The sequence below is a fragment of the Saccharothrix stipae genome (assembly GCF_054781895.1).
This window is the reverse complement of the sequence record NZ_BAAGTN010000007.1, coordinates 236,680-256,550: the sequence shown is the minus strand read 5'-3', so window position 1 is coordinate 256,550 and position 19,871 is coordinate 236,680. Positions and strand designations below refer to the sequence as shown.

The window sequence follows — 19,871 nt, the reverse complement described above, 5'->3', positions numbered from 1 at the left end:
TGCTCCCGAGCACCAAGGAGGGTGTTCATGCGTCGCGCGTCAACGCTGCTCGTCCCCGCCCTGCTCACCTCTACCCTGGTCACCTCCGCCCTGGTCCCCCTCGCTGCCACCCCGGCGACCGGCGCGGCACCCGAACCCGCCCCCGCGCGAGCCGTGTCGGCGTCCACTCCCCCGATGGGGTGGAACTCGTGGAACAAGTTCGGGTGCGACATCGACGAAGACCTCATCCGGCAGACCGCGGACGCGATCGCGTCGTCCGGGATGCGCGACGCCGGGTACACCTACGTCAACATCGACGACTGCTGGATGGCTCGCGAACGCGACGCCCAGGGCAGGCTGCAAGCCGACCCGGTCCGCTTTCCCAGTGGTATCAAGGCGTTGGCCGACTACGTCCACGGCAAGGGCCTGAAGCTGGGCATCTACTCCTCGGCGGGCACGCACACGTGCGCGGGCTACCCGGCCAGCCTCGACCACGAGGAGGTCGACGCGCGGACCTGGGCCGACTGGGGCGTCGACTACCTCAAGTACGACAACTGCTTCAACGAGGGCCGCCCGGCGCTGGACCGGTACCGCGCGATGGGCGAGGCGCTGCGCGGGACCGGCCGCGACATCGTCTACAGCCTGTGCGAGTGGGGCCAGAACCGGCCGTGGGAGGGCCTGGGCCGGGAGGTCGGCGGGCACCTGTGGCGGACCACCGGTGACATCTCCGACAACTGGACGTCGGTGATGGGCATCCTCGACCAGCAGGTCGGCCTGGAGCGGTACGCGGGCCCGGACGGCTGGAACGACCCGGACATGCTGGAGGTCGGCAACGGCGGCATGACCGACACCGAGTACCGCGCCCACTTCGCGCTGTGGGCCGTGCTCAACGCGCCCCTGATCGCGGGCAACGACGTGCGCGCGATGGACGACGCGACCAGGCGCATCCTGCTCAACCGCGACCTGCTGGAGGTCGACCAGGACTGGTCCGGCGCCCAGGGCCGGAAGGTGCGCGACGACGGCGACGGCGAGGTGTGGGCCAAGCCCATGTCCGACGGCTCGGTCGCGGTCGTCCTGCTCAACCGGGGCACGGGCAACGCCGCCGTCGGCGCGACCGCCGCCGAACTGGGCCTCCCGTCGGCGCGCTCGTACCGGGTCAAGGACCTGTGGAGCAAGGAGCAGTACGCGAGCGCGGGCATGATCCGAGGCGCGGTGCCCTCGCACGGCGCGGTGGCGTACCGGGTGTGGCCCGGCGCCGCCAAGCAGCCGCCGTTGACGTCGTTCACGCTCACCGGACCGGAGTTGGTCGAGGCGCACCGGCCGTTCACCGTCTCCACCAGCCTGGTCAACGACGGCACTTCCCCGCTGCTCGCGGCCAGGGTGCAGATCCAGGTGCCGGACGGCTGGGTGCTCGACGGCAGCCCGGTGCGCGAGGCGGCGTTCGTGCGCGCCGGCGGCAGCTTCACCGCCACGTGGACCGTCACGGCCCGGCCGATCACGGCGGCCGCGTCGGTACCGATGGCCGCGGCGGTGCCGATGACCGCGGCGGCCGGCTACCGCACGACGGCGGGCGCGCAGTCCCGGTGGAGTGCGATCGCGCCTCCCCTGGTGACCGCGCCGCCCAAGGGGGCCAACGGCGTCTCCGGCCTCCCGTTCGTGTCCGAGGTCAACGGTTGGGGTCCGGTGGAGCGGGACCGCAGCAACGGCGAGCAGTCGGCCGGGGACGGGCGGCCGATCACCATCGGCGGCGTCCAGTACGCGACCGGCCTGGGCGTGCACGCGCTGTCGTCGGTGCGGATCTACCTCGGTTCGGCCTGCTCGACGTTCTCCGCGCTGGTCGGGGTGGACGACGAGAAGGACGGCCGGGGCAGCGTCGCCTTCCGCGTGCTGGGCGACGGGGTGGAGCTCGCCGTCACCCCGGTGCTGCGGGGCGGTGCGGCGGCGGTGCCGATCAACGCCGACGTGACGGGCGTGCGGATGCTCGACCTCCAGGTCGCCGACGGTGCGGACGGCAACGACTCCGATCACGCCGACTGGGCGAACGCGACCATCGCCTGCTGAACCACGCGTGTGGCACCGCCCCTGCACTGGGGCGGTGCCACACGACGAAACGCACGGTGAGCCACATCACTCGATTGGCGGCCTCGCGCTCAGAGCGATAATGATTACCATTATCCGACTCGGACCCGACGCCCCTTCGGAGGAGCACGCGTGGCGCACTTGTTGATGATCGAGAGCTGGGTCGGCGCGATGAGTTCGCTGCTGCCGCGGGCGATCCACGAGTCCGGCCACCGGTTCACCTTCCTCACCCGCGACCTGCCGCACTACCTGCGCGCCGCGCCGACGCACCCGCACCCGTTGCTGGCCGCGGAGAACGTGCTCACCACCGAGACCAACGACCTGCCCGCGCTGCTGTCCTATGTGGAGCGGGTGCACGACGTGCTGGCGTTCGACGGCGTGATCTCCTCCTGCGACTACTACCTCTCCACCGTCGCCGCGGTGGCCGCGCACCTCGGCCTGCCCGGACCGGACCCCCGGGCCGTCGAACGCGCCTACCGCAAGGACCTCACCCGCACGACCACCGCCGCCGCGGGCGTGCCCGGTCCCCGGTTCGCGCTCACCGAGGACTGGCACGCGACCGCGAAGGCCGCCGCCGAGCTGGGCTACCCGCTGGTCGTCAAGCCCGTCGACCTGTGCGCGGGGATGCACGTGCGCGAGGTGCGGGACGAGGCCGCGCTGCGCGAGGCGTACCTGGCCCTGGAGGGGTTCCCGGTCAACGCGCGCGGCCAGGAGCGGGTGCCGACGGTGCTGCTGGAGGAGCTCCTGGTCGGTCCCGAGGTGAGCGTGGAGACGGTGACCGCGGCCGGCATGACCTACGTGGTCGGGGTGACCGACAAGAGCCTGGCCGGGCGGCCGTGGTTCGTGGAGAGCGGTCACATGTTCCCGGCCGCGTTGAGCGACGCCGACCGGCACGCGGCCGTGGACACGGCGGTGAGCGCGATCGACGCGCTCGGCCTGGACCGGGCGGTGGCGCACACCGAGGTCAAGCTGACCGCCGACGGGCCGCGGCTGATCGAGGTCAACCCGCGCCCGGCGGGCAACCGGATCACCGAGCTGGTCCGCCGGGTCACCGGGATCGACCTGCCCGCCGCGTTCGCCGACCTCGCCGTCGGCCGCCAGCCCGACCTGCGGCCGCGGGCGACCGGTGTGCGCAGCGCCGCCATCTCGTTCCTGCTGCCGCCGCGCTCCGGGGTGGTGGCGGGGATCGACGGCGTCGACACCCTGGCCGCGAACCCCGAGGTCGTCGACTGGGCGGCGAAGCCCGCAGGGCACCGCGCCGGCGAGCCGACCAGCAACAACAGCTACCTCGGGCACGTCATGGTCACCTCGCCCGACACCGACGCCCGTGACCGCGCCGAACGAGTCGTCGGCACGCTGGCGGTGCGCTACGCGGAGGACGACGCGTGACCGCGCAGGCCGACCGGCGCCCGCTGTCGGGCGTCACGGAACTCGTCGCGCTGGCGCGCGCGGGCGCGCTCGGCCCCGATCCGGCCGAGTGCCGGGTGAGCGTCGCGTTCACCACCAGGCAGGGCGCGCGGCACGTCTCGCGCGGTCGGGCGTACCGCAACACCGTGGTCAGCGTGCGGGTCGGTGACGCGGTCGGCTCGTGCGCGGTCGAACCCGACGAGGCGGACGACGTGACCGACTGCGTGGGCGAGAGCGTCGCGGACCTGCTCACCCACCCCGACGCCGCGATCCGCACGGCGGTGCTGGACGCGTACCTGATGCACGCGCACCCGCACCACCTCGCCGACGCCCGGCACGTCGTCATCGGGTCCGGTGACTCCCTGGCCAAGTCGATGGCCCGCGCGTCGGCCGTGGTCGACCTGCTCGACGCCGAGCCGGGGCAGCGGGTGCTGGTCGTCGGCGTGGTGAACTCGCTGCTGCACCACCTGCGCGCCCGCGGTCTGCGGTACGTGCCGTGCGACCTCAAGGGCGGTCGCACCGAGTGGGACGAGCCGATCGTGACCGACGCCCAGGCCGCCGTCGCGGACTGCGACCTGGTGCTGGCCTCCGGCATGACGGTCGGCAACGGCAGCTTCGAACCGCTGCTGCGCGCCGCCGTCGCCGCCGACCGGCCGTTGGTGGTGTTCGCCCAGACCGCGAGCGCGATCGTGCCGTGGTTCCTCGGCTCGGGGGTCACGGCCGTGTCGGCGGAGCCGTTCCCGTTCTTCTGGCTGCACGGCGGCCCGACCACGCTGCACCACTACCGCGCCCCGGGACGGGCCCGGTGACCGCACGGCGCAACCCGCACCTGTTCGACCTGCTCGGCAACACCCCGGTCGCCCGCATCGACACGCCGCTGCCCCACCGGCACGGCGGGTTCTGGGCGAAGCTGGAGTGCCTGAGCGCGGGCGGGATGAAGGCACGTTCGGCGGTCGCGATGCTGTTAGCCGCACGGGAGCGCGACGAACTGGCACCCGGCGCGGTGGTCGTGGAGTCGACCAGCGGCACGCTCGGCCTCGGGTTGGCGTTCGCCGGCCAGGCGCTGGGGCACCCGGTCGTGCTGGTGGTCGACGACGAGCTGGAGCCGTCGATGCGCGCGCTGCTGCGTGCGCACGGCGCGCGGCTGGAGGTCGTGGACCGGCCGCACCCGACCGGCGGCTGGCAGCAGGCCCGGCTGGACCGGCTGCACGCCGTGCTGCGCGGGCTGCCCGGCGCGTACTGGCCCGACCAGTACAACAACCCCGACAACCCCGCCGGGTACGCGGGACTGGCGCGGGAACTCGCGGCGCAGCTCGATCACGCGGACGTGCTGGTGTGCAGCGTCGGCACGGGCGGGCACAGCGCCGGCGTCGTCACGGCCCTGCGCCGGCACTGGCCGGAGGTGCGGCTGATCGGCGTGGACACGGTCGGCTCGACCATCTTCGGCCAGCCCGCCCGGTCGCGGGTCATGCGCGGGCTGGGCAGCAGCATCCACCCGCGCAACGTCGCCTACGAGCAGTTCGACGAGGTGCACTGGCTCGGTCCGGTCGAGGTGGTGGACGCGTGCCGCCGGTTGGCGCGGGACTGCTTCGTCACCGGCGGCTGGAGCACCGGCGCGGTCGCCCTGGTGTCGGCGTGGGTGGCGCGCGTCGAGCCGGGCGCGACCGTGGTGACGATCTTCCCGGACGGCCCGCACCGCTACCTGGGCACCATCTTCGACGACGACTTCTGCCGGGCGCGGGGCTTGCTGGGCACGCCCGAGGACCGCCCGGTCGAGATCGCGGACACCGCCGAGATCGAGGTCACCAGCTGGGCCAGGTGCCGGTCGGTGTACGCGCCCAAGGCGGTCGGGGTGCCGGCGTGAGGCTCGACTGGACGGTGTACGGCCTGCTGTTGCGGTCGCCGCTGCGCATCTCGCGGTCGGTGATGGCCAGTCGGGACGCGGTGCGCGTGGTGGTCGAGCACGACGGGCTGCGCGGCCACGGCGAGGTGGTGACCAGCCAGTACTACGGGCTGGACGTCGAGCGGATCGTCGGGCTGCTGCGCGGGCTGGCGCCCGTGGTGGCCGGTTGCTCCGGTCCGGAGGCCCTCCGGGAACGCCTGCCCGAGCTGCCGCCGGGCGTGCTCGCCGCCGTGGACACCGCGCTGCACGACCTGGAGGCGTTGTCCCGAGGGCTGCCGGTGCACGCCTCGATCGGCATGCCGCGGTGGACGGACGTGCCGACGGCTCGCACGATCGGCATCGGCTCCCCCGCGACCGCGGCCGCCGAAGCCGCCGAACTGGCCGGGCGCGGGTTCACCCTGCTGAAGGTCAAGGTGGGCGGTGAGCACGACGTGGCCGCGGTGCGGGCGGTCCGCGCCGCCGCGCCGGACGCCCGGCTCGTCCTGGACCCCAACGGCGGGTGGACCGCGGAGCAGGCCGTGCGGGTGGTCGAGCGGCTCACCGGCGTCGACGCGCTGGAGCAACCGCTCCCGCCCGGTCGGTGGGACGAGCTGGCGTGGCTGCGCGAGCGGTGCCCGGTGCCGTTGATCGCGGACGAGGACGCGGCCACCGCCGCGGACGTGCGGGCGTTGGCGGGCCTGGTCGACGGGGTGAACGTCAAGCTGGCCAAGTGCGGCGGGATCACGGCGGCCCGCGAGATCATCGCCGTCGCGCACGCGTGCGGGCTGGACGTGATGCTGGGCTGCCTGGTGGCGAGCTCGCTCGGCATCGCGCCGGCGGTGCACCTGACCGGGCACGCCCGGTGGGTGGACCTCGACGGGCACCTGCTGCTCGCAGACGACCCGTGGACCGGGATCGGCGGTGAGGACGGCACCCTGCGGCTGTCCGGCGCGCCCGGTCTCGGCGTGCTCCCGAAGGCCGCCCGATGAGGCGTTTCCCGCTGCCGGTGCGCGTGCTGCTGGTCAACCAGTTCGGCGTGAACACCGGTTTCTACCTGCTGATCCCCTACCTGGCCACGCACCTGGGCGACCTCGGCCTGTCGGTGGCCACGATCGGGCTGGTGCTCGGCGTGCGGACGTTGAGCCAGCAGGGGTTGTTCCTCGTCGGCGGCTCCGCGTCGGACCGGCTCGGGCCGCGCCGGGTCATCATCGCGGGCTGCGCGGTGCGCGCGGTCGGGTTCGGGTTGTTCGCGGCGGGCGAGTCGGTCACCGTGCTGCTCGCCGCGTCCGTCCTGAGTGGACTGGCGGGCGCGTTGTTCAACCCGGCGGTGCGCGCTTACATCGCCGAGGAGGCCGACGACCGGGCGGGCGCGTTCGCCCTGTTCAACGCCTACGGCCAGGCAGGAGCGCTGACCGGGCCGCTGCTGGGCGGGCTGCTCCTGCTGTGGGACTTCCGGATCGCCGCCCTGGTGGCGGCCGGGATCTTCGCCCTGCTGACCGTCGCGCAGGCGGTCGTGCTGCCCCACCGGCCGGCCGCGGCGCATGAGGGGACCGTGCTCGACGACTGGCGGGAGTGCCTGTCCGATCGCCGCTTCCTCGCCTTCACCTGCGCCCTGACCGGCATGTTCGTGCTGCAGAACCAGCTCTACCTGGTGCTGCCGCTGGAAGCGCGGCGGCTGTCCGGCTCGTCGTTCGCCGTCGCCGCGGTGTTCCTGGTGTCCACGGTGGCGACCTTGGTGTTCCAGGTGCGCATCACCAGGGCGCTGGACCGGTTCGCGCGTGGCCGGGCCATCACGCTCGGGCTCGCGGTGATGGGACTGGGGTTCCTCGCCACGGCGGCCGGCCACGTCGTCCCGCTCGGCGGCATCACGCCCGTGCTGGTGGCGGCGCTGCTGCTGTCGGCCGGCGTGATGATCGCGCAGCCGTTCGTCTACGAGCTGATCCCGCAGTTCGGCCGCACGGGCTTGGCGGGCACCTACTTCGGCGTGTTCTACCTGGTCTCCGGCCTGGCCGCGGCCCTGGGCAACGCGGCCATCGGCTGGGTGTTCGGGTGGTCGGCGCCGGTGGCGTCGCTGCTGTGCGTGGGCGTCGGGCTCGGGTGCGCGGCGGCCCTGGCCTGGCTGCACCGCCGCGGCGTGCTGACCGCGAACCGAGAGGTGGCCCGATGAGCGAGAACCTGCTGACCGACAACCCCGGCCTCTACGAACGGCAGTTCCCCGACCCCGACCACGTCGCCGCCCGGTTCACGCACGACGTGGTGACGCGGTTCGGCGGTGGGAGGTCGCTGCTGGACGTCGGCTGCGGCACGGGCCGCGACGCGGGTCACCTGGCCTGCCTGGGCTACGACGTGGTCGGGCTGGACAGCTCCGAGCGGATGGTCCAGCACGCCCGCGCGCACCACCCGGCGGCGGAGTTCGTGCTCGGCGACATGCGGACGTTCGACCTGGGCCGCCGATTCGACGTGATCACGTGCCTGGACAGCGCGCTGCTGTACTGCCACACCAACGCCGACCTGGACGACTTCCTGCGCCGCTGCCGCGACCACCTCCAACCGCGCGGTCTGCTGGTGGCCGAGATGCGCAACGGCGCGTTCTTCCTGGGCAACACCGAACTGCTCGACGGCGTCCGCAGCCGCACGGTCGTCTGGGAGGGGGTGTCCTACACCTCCCACACGAGGCTGTGGATCGACCACGCCGCCCAACTGCTGCGCCGCCGCCGCGAGTGGTGGTGGCCCGGCGCCCAGCCGCTCGTGCAGCGCTCGGCGTGGCGGCTGCTGTTCCCGCAGGAGCTGCGGCACTTCCTCGACCGCGCCGGGTTCGACGTGCTCGCCCTGTTCGACTCGCCGGGACCGCGGACCGACGAACCGTGGACGGCCGACGCCGACCTGGGTGAAGCCCTGTCCGGAGACCGCCTGCACCTCGTCGCGCGCCTGCGCCACTGAACCCAGGCCACTGAACCCGCGCCCCTGGAACGTTTGCCATTGAAGGGAAAGACATGCACTCGCTGAACCGCCGCAGTTTCCTCGGCCTCACCGCCGGCCTCTCGATCGCCGCTCTCACGGGTTGCGGTACCGCCGGGGGCCCGACCTCCGCCGCGTCCACGCCCCGCGACGGCGGCCGGCTGCGCGCGGCGTTCGCGGGCGGTGGCGCCAAGGAGGTGCTGGACCCGCACCTGGCGAACCTGTTCGTGGAGGCGGCCCGGTCCAAGGCCCTGTACGACAAGCTCGCCGACCTCGGCCCGGACGTCGCCGCGCAACCCAGACTCGCCGAGAAGTGGGAGCCGGACGCCGGCCTGACCCGCTGGCGGATCACCCTGCGGCAGGCCGCGTTCCACAACGGGCAGCCCGTGCGCGCGGACGACGTGCTGGCCAGCTACGCCCGCATCCTCGACCCCGGCCGCGCGTTCCGGGCCAAGTCGAGCCTGGCGTTGATCGACCTGCCGAACAGCCGCGCGGTGGACGACCGGACGGTGGAGTTCGCGCTCAAGCGGCCGTTCGTGGAGTTCCCCAACGCGCTGGCCGCGTTCGGCGCGTACATCCTGCCCGCGGGCACCGAGGACTTCACCGCGCCGGTCGGCTCCGGCCCGTTCCGCTTCGTGTCGTTCGAGCCGGGCAAGTCGGTGCTGCTCAAGCGGCACGCGGAGTACTGGGAGGGCGCGCCGCACCTGGACGAGCTGGAGTTCGTCATCGCCAACGAGGAGTCGGCGCGGGCCAACGCGCTGCTCGGCGGGCAGGTCGAGTACGCACACGACCTCACCCCGACCACCGCGCGCAGCCACGCGGCCGGCGACCGGATGGCGATCCACCGGGCGCCCAACAGCGCCGTGCAGGCGTTCGCGATGAAGCTGGACCGGCCGCCGTTCGACAACCGCGACCTGCGGGAGGCGTTGTTCCTGCTGGCCGACCGGCCGCAGCTGGTCGAATCGGTGCTGGCGGGCAGCGGCCAGGTGGGCAACGACCTGTTCGGCAAGGGCTACCAGCACTACGCCGACGACATCCCGCAGCGCACCCGTGACCTGGACAAGGCGAAGTTCCTGATCCGCCGGGCCGGTGCCGAGGGCCTGACGGTCAAGCTGGACACCTCCACCGCCGCGGCCGGGATGGTCGAGGCCGCCACGGTGTTCGCCGACCAGGTCAAGGGTTCCGGCCTGACCATCGAGGTGGTGACCGGCAACAAGGACAGCTACTGGTCCGACACGCTCAAGAACGGCTCGCTGTCGAGCTTCCGGTCCGGCGCGATGCCGATCGAGACGCACATCGCGCAGCGCCTGCTGACCGGTTCGGGCACCAACGTGACCAAGTGGGCCAGGCCGGAGTTCGACGCGCTGTACGACAAGGCGGTGTCCACCGTGGACGCGGCCGAGCGCGGTGCGGTGTACCGGGAGATGCAGCGCTCGCTGCACGCCGAGGGCGGCTACCTGATGTGGGGCTTCGCGGACTGGATCGTCGGCGCGGCCCCGAACGTCGGCGGCATCTCCACCGCGCCCGCGAACACGCTGGACTGGGCGCGGTTCGACAAGGTGTGGTTGGGATGAGCCTGCGCCGGTACGCCGCCCGGCGGCTGGCCATCGGCGCGGCCCAGGTGCTCGCCGTGGTGACCCTGGTGTTCCTGCTCGTGCAGGCGTTGCCGGGGGACGCGGCGGTGGCGTTGGCCGGCGACAACCCCGACCCCCGGCGGATCGAGGAGATCCGGGCGGCGATGGGCCTGGACCGACCCGCGTTGGACCGGTTCGGGTCGTGGCTGTGGGGGTTGGCGCGGGGCGACTTCGGCGTGTCGTTGATCTCCGGGCGGCCGGTGGCCGAGTTCCTGCACGACGGGCTGGGACCGACGCTCGTGCTGGCGGTGCTCGCCCTGGTGCTGCTGGTCCCGGCGGCGGTGCTGCTGGGCGTGCTGGCGGCGTTGCGCGAGGGTGGGCCGTTGGACCGGGCGGTCACGACGGTGACCGTGGGTCTGCACTCGATCCCGGAGTTCGCGCTGGCCGTGGTGCTCATCGCGTTGTTCGGGGTGCAGTTGCGGTGGCTGCCGCCGACAGCGGTGGGCGCGGACCTGCTCGGGCAGCCGGCCGTGCTGGTGCTGCCCCTGGCGGTGCTGGTGGCGCGGCCGCTGTGCTCGATCAGCCGGCTCGTGCGGGCCGGGATGATCGACGCCCTGGCGTCCGACTACGTCCGGCACGCGCGGCGGCTGGGGATCGGTGTCACGCGGGTCCGGTTCGCGCACGCGTTGCCGACCGCGCTCGCACCCGCCGTGCAGCAGGTGGCGCGGACCACCGACTGGCTGCTGGGCGGCGTGATCGTGGTCGAGGCGGTGTTCGTCATCCCCGGCCTGGGCACGATCCTGGTGGACGCGGTCGCGGGCCGTGACCTGCCGGTGGTGCAGGGGCTGGCGGTGGTGTTCGCGGTGACCACGGTGGTGGTGAACCTGGTCGCGGACCTGCTCGTGTTCCGGCTCGCGCCGCGATCGGTGGCCATCGCGTGAAGGGCGTCGGCTGGTTGCTCCTGGTGGTGCCGTTGGCGTTGGCGCTGCTGGGGCCGTGGTTCGTGCCGGACGAGCTGACGCGCGGCGCGCCGTTCGTGCCGAACTCGTCGCTGGGCACCGACTTCGTGGGCCGGGACGTGTGGCACCAGGTGCTCGCCGGTGGGCGGACGGTGGTGCTGGTGGCGTTGCTGGCGACGGTGTCCTCGTACCTCTTGGGCGTGCCGTGGGGCGTGGTGGCCGCGATGACCCGCCTGCGGATCGTGGACGAGGTGCTGATGCGGCCGCTCGACCTGCTGCTCGCGGTGCCGTCATTGCTGGTGCTGATCCTGGTGGCCGCCATCGCCGGGCCGGGGTTGCCGGTGCTCGTCGGCGTGGTGGCGCTGGTCAACTTCCCCGACGTGGCGCGGATCTCGCGGGCCGCCGCGCTGGAGATCGCCGGGCGGCCGGCACTGGAGGCGATGCGGTTGCAGGGCGAGACGTGGTGGCGGACGTCCATCGTCTACACCGGACGGTCGATGCTGCGGACGCTCGCCGCGGACCTGGGCGTGCGGCTGACCGGCGCGCTGTACCTGGTGGCGTCGGCCAGCTTCCTCGGCGTCGGTGTCGCGCCGGACGCCGCCGACTGGGCCGTCATGGTCGACCGCAACCGGGTGGGCCTGTTCATCCAGCCGTGGGCGGTGGTCGTGCCCGCTCTGCTGATCGTGGCGTTGTCGGTGGGGCTGAACCTGGTGTTCGACCGGGCGCTGCGGGCGGAGGCGCGGTCGTGACGCCGGTGGTGCACGTCGAGGGCCTGCGCGCGGTGGCCGGGTCTCGGACGCTGGTCGACGGGGTCGGCTTCGCGCTGTCCGCCGGGCGGGTGGTCGCGCTGGTCGGCGCGTCCGGCAGCGGCAAGACGACCACCGGGCTCGCGCTGCTCGGTGAGCACGCGCCGGGGGTGACGGTGACCGGGCGGATCACGGTGGCCGGGCGGGTCGGGTTCGTGCCGCAGCAGCCGTCGGCGGCGCTGAACCCGGTGCGGCGGCTCGGCGGGGTGTTCCGGGAGATCGCCGCGCTGCACGCCGGCGACCGGGACGAGCTGATCGCCTCCGCGTTGCGCCGGGCCCGGGTGCCCCTCGAGTTGCTGCGGCGCTACCCGCACGAGCTGTCCGGCGGGCAGCAGCAGCGCGTGGTGCTGGCGCAGGCGCTCGTCGGCGACCCGGCGGTGCTCGTCGCGGACGAGCCGACCACCGGGCAGGACCCGATCACGCGGGCCGAGGTGGTGGACGAGCTCTCGTCGGTCGTGGCGCAGGGGGTGGCGCTGGTGCTGCTCACGCACGACTTGGACGTGGTGCGCGCCATCGCCGACGAGGTGGTCGTGCTGCGGTCGGGCCGGGTCGTGGAGGCCGGGCCGACGGCCGACGTGCTCGACCGGCCGCGTTCGGCCTACACGGCCGCGCTGGTCGCGGCACAGCCCCGGGTCACGGTGCCCGCCGAGCGACCGGCCGTGCCGCCTCGGCTGCGGACGCGGTCGTTGACCGCACGGCACCGCGCCACGACCGTGCTGCACGACGTGGACGTGCGGGTGGGCGCGGGCGAGTGCCTGGCCGTCGTGGGGCGGTCCGGCAGCGGCAAGACCACGCTCGCCCGGTGCCTGGCCGGGCTGCACGCCGGGTTCACCGGCGACGTGCTGCTGGACGGGCGTCCGCTGCCGCGGTCGTTGCGCCGTCGTTCGCGGTCCGAGTTGGCCGCGGTGCAGTACGTGTTCCAGGACGCCCGTGCGTCGTTCGACGCCCATCGCACGGTGCTCGACCAGGTCGGCCGGACCGCCGTGCGGCTGGGCGGGGTGGCTGACGCGCGTGCGGTGGCGTTGGCGGAACTCGCGGCCGTGGGGCTGGACGAGGCCACCGTGACCCGCCGACCGGCCGGGCTGTCCGGCGGCGAGCTGCAACGCGCCGCGCTGGTGCGATCGCTGCTGGCCCGGCCGGACGTGCTGGTGTGCGACGAGATCACGTCCGGACTGGACACCCTGACCCAGGCGAGCCTGCTCGACCAGCTCGCCGCGCTCACCTGCACGGTCGTGCTGATCAGCCACGACCTGGCCGTCGTCGCACGGCTGGCCGACCGCGTCGCCGTGCTGCACGGCGGGCACGTCGTCGAGCACGGGCCGGCCGGTGACGTCCTCGGCTCACCCACCCACCCGGTGACCATCGGCCTGCTGGGCCGCTCAATGGAAGGAACAGAGGAGAAGAAGTCATGACCTCGTACCACCGCGAAGTAGGACCCTATGAGGTCCGACGCGCTGCGGAGTCCGATCTGGACGGCGCGCGCAGCGTCATGCTGGACACGTTCTACCAGGAGTTCGGCTACGGCTACCGGCCCGAGTGGCACGGCGACGTGGTCGACCTCGAACGCGCGTACCTGCGGTCCGAGCGGCACGCGCTGTTCGTCGCGGTCAAGGGCGACGAGGTGGTGGGCACCACCGGCGTGCGCGCCACGGCGCCGGCCAGCCCGCCGCACCCCGCCTGGCTGGCCGCGCGTTATCCGGACGGCAGCACGGCGCAGCTGTTCCGCGTGTACGTGCGGCCCGACCACCGCCGCGCGGGGTTGGCCCGTGCGTTGGTGGACATGGCCACCGCGTTCGTCGCGGCGACGCCGGGCTACGAACGGCTCTACCTGCACACCGACACGCGGATCGCCGGGGCCGAGCCGTTCTGGCGGTCCATGGCGGAGGAGGTGTACGACGCCCGTGACGGCGACCCCATTAGCTTCCAGACCGTCCACTTCGAGATCCCGCTGGCGCGCTGAGGCGAGGGCCGCTGGGCGGGCCGTCGGTCGGTCCGCTCAGCGGCCGCGCAGCAGGTCGGCCAACGACGTGGCGGGGTGCCCGGTCAACGCGGGGACGGCGTCGCTCACCTCGGCCAGCTCCCCGTTCGCGATGGCGGTGTAGGTGGAGACCCAGGCGTCGACCTGCCAGTCGGGCGCGCCGTACCCCGCTCGTGACCGGTAGGCCTGCTCGACGGTCTCCGGGTGGTAGGTGATCCTGCGCCCGGTGGCTTCGGAGAGCACGGCGGCGACACCGTGCAGCGTGAGCGCTTCCGGTCCGGTCAGGTCGTAGGTGCGACCGGCGTGCGCGGCCGGGTCGGTGAGGACGGCGGTGGCGGCGTCGGCGATGTCGTCCTGCGCCACGACGGCCGCCCGACCGTCACCGGCGGGACCGCGCAGCACGTCGTCGTGGCCCACCATGCCGGGCAGGAAGTCGGCGTAGAGGTTGTCGCGCAGGAACGTGAACGCCATGCCACTGGCCCGGATGTGCTGCTCGGTGGCCCAGTGGTCGCGCACGAGGGTGAAGGTGGCGTCCGGCGCGGCGCCCACGAACGACGTGTAGACCAGGTGCCCGACCCCGGCCGCCGCGGCCGCGTCCACGAAGGCGCGGTGCTGGTCGACCCGGTCGGCCGATTCGGACGCCGAGACCATGAGGACCGTCGGGACGCCGTCCAGGGCCCGGCGCACGGCGTCGCGGTCGGCGTACGCGGCTTTCGCCACGGTGGTCCCGGGCAGCCGCGGTGCGCGGGCGGGGTCGCGGACGAGCAGCAGCTGCGCCGTGCCCGCGTCCGCGAGGCGGCGGGCGACGCGCCCGCCGAGGTGCCCGGTGGAGCCCGTGACGGCGATCAGGGGTCGGGTGGTCGACATGCGGCCGGCTTCCTCTCGACGTTGCTCGACGCACTTTCGTCGAATGAGTCGAAACAATAACCGAATTCACGTGCGTGAAAATTCTATTGATTCCGGCGTGGCAGGGTTAGGGTTTTTCTGGGAGCGCTCCCAGAACGGTGTGACCACCCTGCTCGCAAGGAGGCGACGCATGAGTCTGCGCACTGGTACGCGCACTGGTAGGCGAAAGAAGATGACCGGTCGGTTCGCCGCGATCACCGCCGCGGCCTCGGTGACGGCGATGGCCGCGGCAATGGTGGTGGCCGGCGGGCAGAGCGCCTACGCGGCCGTCGGGTGCCGCGTCGACTACACCGTCACCAACCAGTGGGGCGGCGGGTTCGGCGCCAACGTCACGATCACCAACCTGGGTGACGCCCTGTCGAGCTGGACCCTGGAGTGGACCTTCACCGCGGGCCAGCGCGTCGACCAGATGTGGGGTGGTGAATTCGGCCAGTCGGGCAGCACGGTGACCGTGCGCAACGCGAGCTGGAACGGTTCCCTCGCCACCGGCGCGTCCACCACGCCCGGTTTCAACGGCTCGTGGTCGGGCTCCAACCCGGCGCCGACCTCGTTCAAGGTCAACGGCGTGACGTGCACCGGCTCGCCGACCGGCACGTCGACCTCGACCGGCACGTCGACCTCGACCACGTCGCGCACGACGACCACCACGAGCAGGACCACGACCACCACCACGACCAACCCCGGTGGCGGCGGTGACGGCAGTGGCCCGTGGCCCACCGACACCGGCAGCGTGCACACGCCCACCACCCGCAACGCGGGCACCTTCTTCGACGGCGGCATGAAGCGCTACTACGGCATCGGCGACGGCGGTCAGGGCGAGAGCCAGGACCCGATGTTCGTGGTGGCCAACGGCGGCACCATCCAGAACGTCATCATCGACGCGCCCGCCGGCGACGGCATCCACTGCGAGGGCTCCTGCACCATCCGCAACGTCTGGTGGAACGACGTCGGCGAGGACGCCGCGACGTTCAAGTCGAGCAGTTCCTCGGCCACCTACCTGGTCGACGGCGGCGGCGCGAAGTCCGGCGCGGACAAGGTGTTCCAGCACAACGGCGCCGGTACCGTGACCATCCGCAACTTCCAGGTCCACAGCAGCGGCAAGCTCTACCGCGCCTGCGGCAACTGCTCCACGTCCTACCAGCGGCACGTGGTCCTGGACGGCGTCACCGCCCGCACCACCAAGGTGCTGGCGGGCATCAACACCAACTGGGGCGACACCGCCCGCTTCTCCCGCATCACCGTCTACGGCAGCACGACGATCTGCGAGAAGTACCAGGGCGTGCCCAAGGGCAGCGAGCCGAAGAAGATCGGCGAAGGCGCCGACGGCGTCAACTGCCTCTACTCGCCGTCCGACATCACCCAGCGGTAGCGGTCGACGGTGGTGCGGGCACGACTCCCGTGCCCGCACCACCGCGCTCACCGGTGTTTCACCAGTGCAGGGCAGGCAGTTCCGCGATCCGGATCAGGTCCGCCTCCCCCAGCGGCACGGTGGGCCGGGTCGGGGTGTCGGACTGGCCGCCGTCGTCGGCGACGTTGGACGTGTGGATGGTGATCCAGGTGCCGTCCGCCGCTCGGGCGTTCAGGAAGAGCCTGGACACGCCGCCCTCCGCCTGGGTCTCCACCGCCGCCTTGCGGCCGCCGGACAGGTCGACCAGGCGGCACGCGGCCCGGCCGCCGCAGTCCACCGCGCCGTCGGCCGGCTGCTGCAGCTCCACCATCACCCAACCCCTGCCCGCCGCGTCGGTCAGGTTGGCCATCGCCCGGTAACCGCCCTGCCTGATGCGGAACTTCAACGCACCGTCCCCGCCGGGCACCGGCTCGGCCCTGAGCCCGGCGGGCAGCGCGCCCGCCAGCACCGGGTCCAGTTCGGCGGCACGGCGGTCCGACGGCGCCGCGGGCACCGACCGGCCCGCCCACTGCACCTTCAGCTGAGGCGCCGCGGCGATGGCGATCAGCTGGTCGTCGGTGAGCACCCTGGTCGTGGACCCCAACCCGCCGGTCTCCATGACGTGCACGTACGTCCCGTCGGTGCGCCACACGTCGGCGCTGGCCAACGTCGCGTCCGCACCCGGCTCCACGATGACCCGCGCCGCGGACCCGTCCGGCAACGTCCTGGTCGAGCACACGGTGTCCGGCCCGTAGCGCACGCACTCGCCCGGTGGCTGGCCACCGGCCGACCTGACGTAGACGATGACCGTCCGCTGACCGGTGAGGGTGAAGTCGCCGCCCCAGCTCTCCGCGATCGCGCACAGCTGCAACGGGGTCGCCTCGACGCCGGCCGGCAGCGGCAGCGCGAACTGCTTGAACGCGTCGGTGAGCCGGCCCGACTCGGCCAGCTCCGCGGGCGTCGCGGTGCCGCGCGGCTGGTCGGGGAACCCGCCCGTCATCGCGGGCACGGCGCAGCCCGGCGAAGCCGCGACGGTCGTGGTCGCCGCGGTCGTCGTCGGCGCCGTCGACAGCCGGCCGGCGGGCGGCGCCGAGGTCTGCCCGAAGCTCCCGTTCACCGCGAAGGTCACCGCGACCACCGCGACGATCCCCGCCGCGGCCGCGGACAGCACGCCGAACCGCCGCCGTGCCCGCCGCTTGCGCCCGTCCTGGACGACCCGGTCGAACTCCACGCCCAGCTCCGGCTCGTCCGCCAACGCCGACCGGATCATGTCGCGCACCTCGTCGCTCACGAACCCTCCCACAGCACGGTCCGCTTGGTCGCCAGCGCACGCCGCAGGGCGTCCAAGCCCTTGGACACCTGGCTCTTCACCGTTCCCTCGCTACAGCCCAGCGCCGCCGCCGTCTCCGCCACCGGCAGGTCCTCCCAGTACCGCAGCACGACCGCGGCACGTTGCCTGGGCGGCAGCGCGGCCAACGCGCGCCGCACGTCCATGGCTTCCTCGACCCCCGTCGACGCCTGGGCCACCTCCGGCACCGCCTCGACGACCGTCTCCGGCCGCCTACCCCGCCAACGCGACTCGTCGATGACCGCCCTCACCAACACCTTGCGCACGTACGCGTCGACCCGTCCGTCCCGGTCCAACCGCCCCCAGTGCACGTAGACCTTGGCCAGCGCCGTCTGCGCCAGGTCCTCGGCCCGGTGCCAATCACCACACAGCAAGAAAGCGGTCCGCCGGACGACGGCCACCCGTGCCTCGAAGTACGCCCGGAACTCTCGGTCCCGATCGTGCACGTGACACCTCCTCCACTCGGTCACCCCCTATACGGCGTCCGCCCGAGGCCCGTTGCCCGTAACTTTGCGTGACCACGGCGAAAGGCCCGCACGCACCCCCGCGCACGGGCCCCCGAACCGCCTGGCCGCACCGGCCGGCCGTCACTCCTGGCGCGCCCAAGCCTTGGTCAGGGCCAGCTTGCCGCCGGTGTGCAGCAGCGACCTCGAATACACCCGGCTCGCCAGCGCCACGATCAACACCACCGTCCCGGCCAGCAGCCCCAGCGCCACCAGCGGTTCCCACACCGCCGCCTCGCCGGCGAACAGCCGCACCGGCATCGCGATGGCCGACGAGAACGGCAGGAACGACAGCACGGTGAGCACGGTGGCGTTGTCGAAGAAGAACATCACGCCGAAGTACGGTCCCATCACCAGGATCATCACCAGGCCCATGCTCGAACCCAGGTCCTCCTGCCTGCTGACCAGCGACCCGGCGACCGCCCACATCGCGGCCAGCAGCACGAACCCCAGCACCATGAACGGCACGAACCAGCCCAGCCCGGGTGCGATCGCGGCGAGCAGCTCCGAGTGCCCGCCCAGCCGCAGCGCGACCGGCGCGGCCACCGCGATCACCAGCACCTGCCCGATCGTCAGCAGGGCGTGCCCCACGATCTTGCCCGCCAGCAGCGCGCGCACCGGGACCGTCGCGACCAGGATCTCCACGATCCGGGTCTGCTTCTCGGTGACCGTGCTCTGCGCGATGGCCGCCCCGCCCATCCCGAACATCAGGAACAGCAGGGCGAACACCATGCTCGCGAGTTGGAGCTGGCCCCGACCGACATCGCCCGGGTCGAGCAGGTCGACCGGCGGCGCGGTGCGCAGCGCGGCCACCACGTCGGTCGGCGGGTCGTTCAGCGTCAGCACGCGCACGCCCGTGGCGGACTCGCCGGTGGTGTCCGGCACGACCGCCGCCTCCACCTCCTCCGCGCGGATGAGCGCCTCGGCGGCGGCCACGTCGGCGACCTCGCGCACCTCCAGACCGCTGTCGGTCAACGCTTCCGCGGCCCGCGCGCCGACCGCGGCGACCTTGGTCTCACCGCCGTCGAACAGGGTCGGCAGGATCGACGCCGCGAACAGGCCCACCACGATCACGGCGAGCCCGATCCAGAAGCCCTTGGTGCGCAGGAACGCCCTCATCTCCCGCTCGGCGACCAACTTGGTGGCCGCCGCGAAACCGCGGGACCTGCCGTCCTGCCGGGTCACGCCGGTCATCAGATCGCCTCCTTGAAGATCTCGTCGAGCGTGGGCACGACGGGGGTGAAGCTGCGCACCGATCCCCGGCGCAGGGCGGCTTGCAGGACCACCTGGTCCACGTCCGCGGCACCGTCCGGTTCGAACACCACGCGCGGACCGTCGACGTCCACCACGCGGACGCCCGGCACGTCCCGCACCCACCCCGCGTCCGAGGTCACGACCAGCTCGAACCGCGCGCCGCCGTGCCGGGCGCGCAGCTCGTCCCGCGCGCCGCTGACCGCGATCCGGCCGGCGGAGATGATCACCACGTCGTCGCACAGCCGTTCCACCACCGCCAGCTGGTGGCTGGAGAACAGCACGGGCACGCCGCCCGCGGCGCGCTCGCGCAGCACGCCGAGCACCGTCTCGACCGCGATCGGGTCCAACCCGGAGAACGGCTCGTCCAGGATCAGCATGACGGGGTCGTGCACCAGCGCGGCGGCGACCTGCGCGCGCTGCTGGTTGCCCAGCGACAGCTCTTCGAGCTTGTCCTGCGCCCGGTGCCCCAGCTCCAGCTGGTCGAGCAGGCGGTCGGTGTTGCGCCGCGCCGCCTCCCGGTCGAGGCCGTGCAGCCGGCCGAGCCAGCTGATCTGCTCGGCGACGCCCATCTTCGGGTACAGGCCGCGTTCCTCCGGCATGTAGCCGAACTGCTGCCGCACCGAGCCGGTCACCGGCGCGCCCTGCCAGGCGACCGTGCCGCCGTGCGCGGCGAGCACGCCGAGGACGATGCGCATCGTGGTGGTCTTGCCGGACCCGTTCGCGCCCAGGAACCCGGTCATGCGGCCGGGCCGGACCTCGAAGGACACCTCGTCGAGGACCCGGTGGTCGCCGAAACTCCGGCTGACCGACGTCACTGTCAACATGCCCCAACGCTATGCGGCCGGCGCCTC

Annotated in this window: 18 protein-coding genes; 13 read left to right on the top strand and 5 right to left on the bottom strand. The window is 73.1% G+C overall.

What is annotated here, in order from left to right; genetic code table 11:
- The first annotated feature begins 27 nt into the window (after nt 1-27).
- The 12 genes from ACYVLT_RS13925 (at nt 28) to ACYVLT_RS13870 (ending at nt 13,604) form a co-directional block, all read left to right on the top strand.
- Nucleotides 28-2,040: an NPCBM/NEW2 domain-containing protein gene (locus ACYVLT_RS13925; protein ID WP_461120584.1), complete on the top strand. Its 2,013-nt coding sequence runs from the start codon at nt 28-30 to the stop codon at nt 2,038-2,040.
- A gap of 150 nt (nt 2,041-2,190) precedes the next feature.
- Nucleotides 2,191-3,447, top strand: coding sequence for an ATP-grasp domain-containing protein (locus ACYVLT_RS13920; protein ID WP_461120583.1), 1,257 nt, complete (start codon nt 2,191-2,193; stop codon nt 3,445-3,447).
- Nucleotides 3,444-4,274: a Rossmann-like domain-containing protein gene (locus ACYVLT_RS13915; protein WP_461120582.1), complete on the top strand. Its 831-nt coding sequence runs from the start codon at nt 3,444-3,446 to the stop codon at nt 4,272-4,274. The genes ACYVLT_RS13920 and ACYVLT_RS13915 overlap by 4 nt, the downstream gene beginning before the upstream one ends.
- Nucleotides 4,271-5,329: a PLP-dependent cysteine synthase family protein gene (locus ACYVLT_RS13910; RefSeq protein ID WP_461120581.1), complete on the top strand. Its 1,059-nt coding sequence runs from the start codon at nt 4,271-4,273 to the stop codon at nt 5,327-5,329. The genes ACYVLT_RS13915 and ACYVLT_RS13910 overlap by 4 nt, the downstream gene beginning before the upstream one ends.
- Nucleotides 5,326-6,336: a dipeptide epimerase gene (locus ACYVLT_RS13905; RefSeq protein WP_461120580.1), complete on the top strand. Its 1,011-nt coding sequence runs from the start codon at nt 5,326-5,328 to the stop codon at nt 6,334-6,336. The genes ACYVLT_RS13910 and ACYVLT_RS13905 overlap by 4 nt, the downstream gene beginning before the upstream one ends.
- The gene (locus tag ACYVLT_RS13900; RefSeq protein WP_461120579.1) at nt 6,333-7,514 is read left to right on the top strand and encodes an MFS transporter; all 1,182 of its coding nucleotides are present in this window, start codon (nt 6,333-6,335) and stop codon (nt 7,512-7,514) included. The genes ACYVLT_RS13905 and ACYVLT_RS13900 overlap by 4 nt, the downstream gene beginning before the upstream one ends.
- Complete coding sequence (locus tag ACYVLT_RS13895) at nt 7,511-8,287, top strand: class I SAM-dependent methyltransferase (protein WP_461120578.1); 777 nt, start codon at nt 7,511-7,513, stop codon at nt 8,285-8,287. The genes ACYVLT_RS13900 and ACYVLT_RS13895 overlap by 4 nt, the downstream gene beginning before the upstream one ends.
- A 53-nt stretch (nt 8,288-8,340) precedes the next feature.
- A complete protein-coding gene (locus tag ACYVLT_RS13890) occupies nt 8,341-9,879 on the top strand; it encodes an ABC transporter substrate-binding protein (protein ID WP_461120577.1) in 1,539 nt (512 codons plus the stop codon).
- Nucleotides 9,876-10,820: an ABC transporter permease gene (locus tag ACYVLT_RS13885; protein ID WP_461120576.1), complete on the top strand. Its 945-nt coding sequence runs from the start codon at nt 9,876-9,878 to the stop codon at nt 10,818-10,820. The genes ACYVLT_RS13890 and ACYVLT_RS13885 overlap by 4 nt, the downstream gene beginning before the upstream one ends.
- Nucleotides 10,817-11,587 (top strand): ABC transporter permease, encoded by a 771-nt coding sequence (locus tag ACYVLT_RS13880; RefSeq protein WP_461120575.1) that lies wholly within the window; start codon nt 10,817-10,819, stop codon nt 11,585-11,587. Before ACYVLT_RS13885 ends, ACYVLT_RS13880 begins: the two co-directional genes overlap by 4 nt.
- Entirely contained in the window at nt 11,584-13,056 is a 1,473-nt protein-coding gene (locus tag ACYVLT_RS13875) for an ABC transporter ATP-binding protein (protein WP_461120574.1), read from the top strand. The genes ACYVLT_RS13880 and ACYVLT_RS13875 overlap by 4 nt, the downstream gene beginning before the upstream one ends.
- Nucleotides 13,053-13,604 carry a GNAT family N-acetyltransferase gene (locus tag ACYVLT_RS13870; protein WP_461120573.1) on the top strand — a complete coding sequence of 184 codons (552 nt, stop codon included), beginning with the start codon at nt 13,053-13,055 and terminating at the stop codon, nt 13,602-13,604. Before ACYVLT_RS13875 ends, ACYVLT_RS13870 begins: the two co-directional genes overlap by 4 nt.
- Nucleotides 13,605-13,640: 36 nt before the next feature.
- Here ACYVLT_RS13870 and ACYVLT_RS13865 read toward each other — a convergent pair whose 3' ends face one another.
- Complete coding sequence (locus ACYVLT_RS13865; protein ID WP_461120572.1) at nt 13,641-14,489, bottom strand: SDR family oxidoreductase; 849 nt, start codon at nt 14,487-14,489, stop codon at nt 13,641-13,643.
- Nucleotides 14,490-14,700: 211 nt separating this feature from the next.
- Between ACYVLT_RS13865 and ACYVLT_RS13860 the strand changes: the two genes are divergently transcribed.
- Entirely contained in the window at nt 14,701-15,897 is a 1,197-nt protein-coding gene (locus tag ACYVLT_RS13860) for a pectate lyase (RefSeq protein WP_461120571.1), read from the top strand.
- A 58-nt stretch (nt 15,898-15,955) separates the two neighbouring features.
- Here the strand turns inward: ACYVLT_RS13860 and ACYVLT_RS13855 are convergent, their stop codons facing one another.
- From ACYVLT_RS13855 to ACYVLT_RS13840, 4 genes are all read right to left on the bottom strand, one after another.
- The gene (locus ACYVLT_RS13855) at nt 15,956-17,206 is read right to left on the bottom strand and encodes a hypothetical protein (RefSeq protein WP_461120570.1); all 1,251 of its coding nucleotides are present in this window, start codon (nt 17,204-17,206) and stop codon (nt 15,956-15,958) included.
- Nucleotides 17,203-17,709: a SigE family RNA polymerase sigma factor gene (locus ACYVLT_RS13850; protein WP_461120569.1), complete on the bottom strand. Its 507-nt coding sequence runs from the start codon at nt 17,707-17,709 to the stop codon at nt 17,203-17,205. Before ACYVLT_RS13850 ends, ACYVLT_RS13855 begins: the two co-directional genes overlap by 4 nt.
- Before the next feature lie 141 nt (nt 17,710-17,850).
- On the bottom strand, nt 17,851-18,960 hold the full coding sequence (locus tag ACYVLT_RS13845; protein ID WP_461120568.1) for an ABC transporter permease: 1,110 nt from the start codon (nt 18,958-18,960) through the stop codon (nt 17,851-17,853).
- Nucleotides 18,960-19,844 (bottom strand): ABC transporter ATP-binding protein, encoded by an 885-nt coding sequence (locus ACYVLT_RS13840; protein WP_461120567.1) that lies wholly within the window; start codon nt 19,842-19,844, stop codon nt 18,960-18,962. Before ACYVLT_RS13840 ends, ACYVLT_RS13845 begins: the two co-directional genes overlap by 1 nt.
- Nucleotides 19,845-19,871: the final 27 nt, after the last annotated feature.

Excerpts from the sequence above, each read along its gene's own strand:
- ACYVLT_RS13890 (WP_461120577.1), top strand. The coding sequence starts at position 8,341 with ATGCACTCGCTGAACCGCCGCAGTTTCCTCGGCCTCACCGCCGGCCTC.
- ACYVLT_RS13845 (WP_461120568.1), bottom strand. The coding sequence starts at position 18,960 with ATGACCGGCGTGACCCGGCAGGACGGCAGGTCCCGCGGTTTCGCGGCG.
- ACYVLT_RS13895 (WP_461120578.1), top strand. The coding sequence starts at position 7,511 with ATGAGCGAGAACCTGCTGACCGACAACCCCGGCCTCTACGAACGGCAG.
- ACYVLT_RS13865 (WP_461120572.1), bottom strand. The coding sequence starts at position 14,489 with ATGTCGACCACCCGACCCCTGATCGCCGTCACGGGCTCCACCGGGCAC.
- ACYVLT_RS13870 (WP_461120573.1), top strand. The coding sequence starts at position 13,053 with ATGACCTCGTACCACCGCGAAGTAGGACCCTATGAGGTCCGACGCGCT.
- ACYVLT_RS13885 (WP_461120576.1), top strand. The coding sequence starts at position 9,876 with ATGAGCCTGCGCCGGTACGCCGCCCGGCGGCTGGCCATCGGCGCGGCC.
- ACYVLT_RS13900 (WP_461120579.1), top strand. The coding sequence starts at position 6,333 with ATGAGGCGTTTCCCGCTGCCGGTGCGCGTGCTGCTGGTCAACCAGTTC.
- ACYVLT_RS13840 (WP_461120567.1), bottom strand. The coding sequence starts at position 19,844 with ATGTTGACAGTGACGTCGGTCAGCCGGAGTTTCGGCGACCACCGGGTC.
- ACYVLT_RS13925 (WP_461120584.1), top strand. The coding sequence starts at position 28 with ATGCGTCGCGCGTCAACGCTGCTCGTCCCCGCCCTGCTCACCTCTACC.
- ACYVLT_RS13860 (WP_461120571.1), top strand. The coding sequence starts at position 14,701 with ATGACCGGTCGGTTCGCCGCGATCACCGCCGCGGCCTCGGTGACGGCG.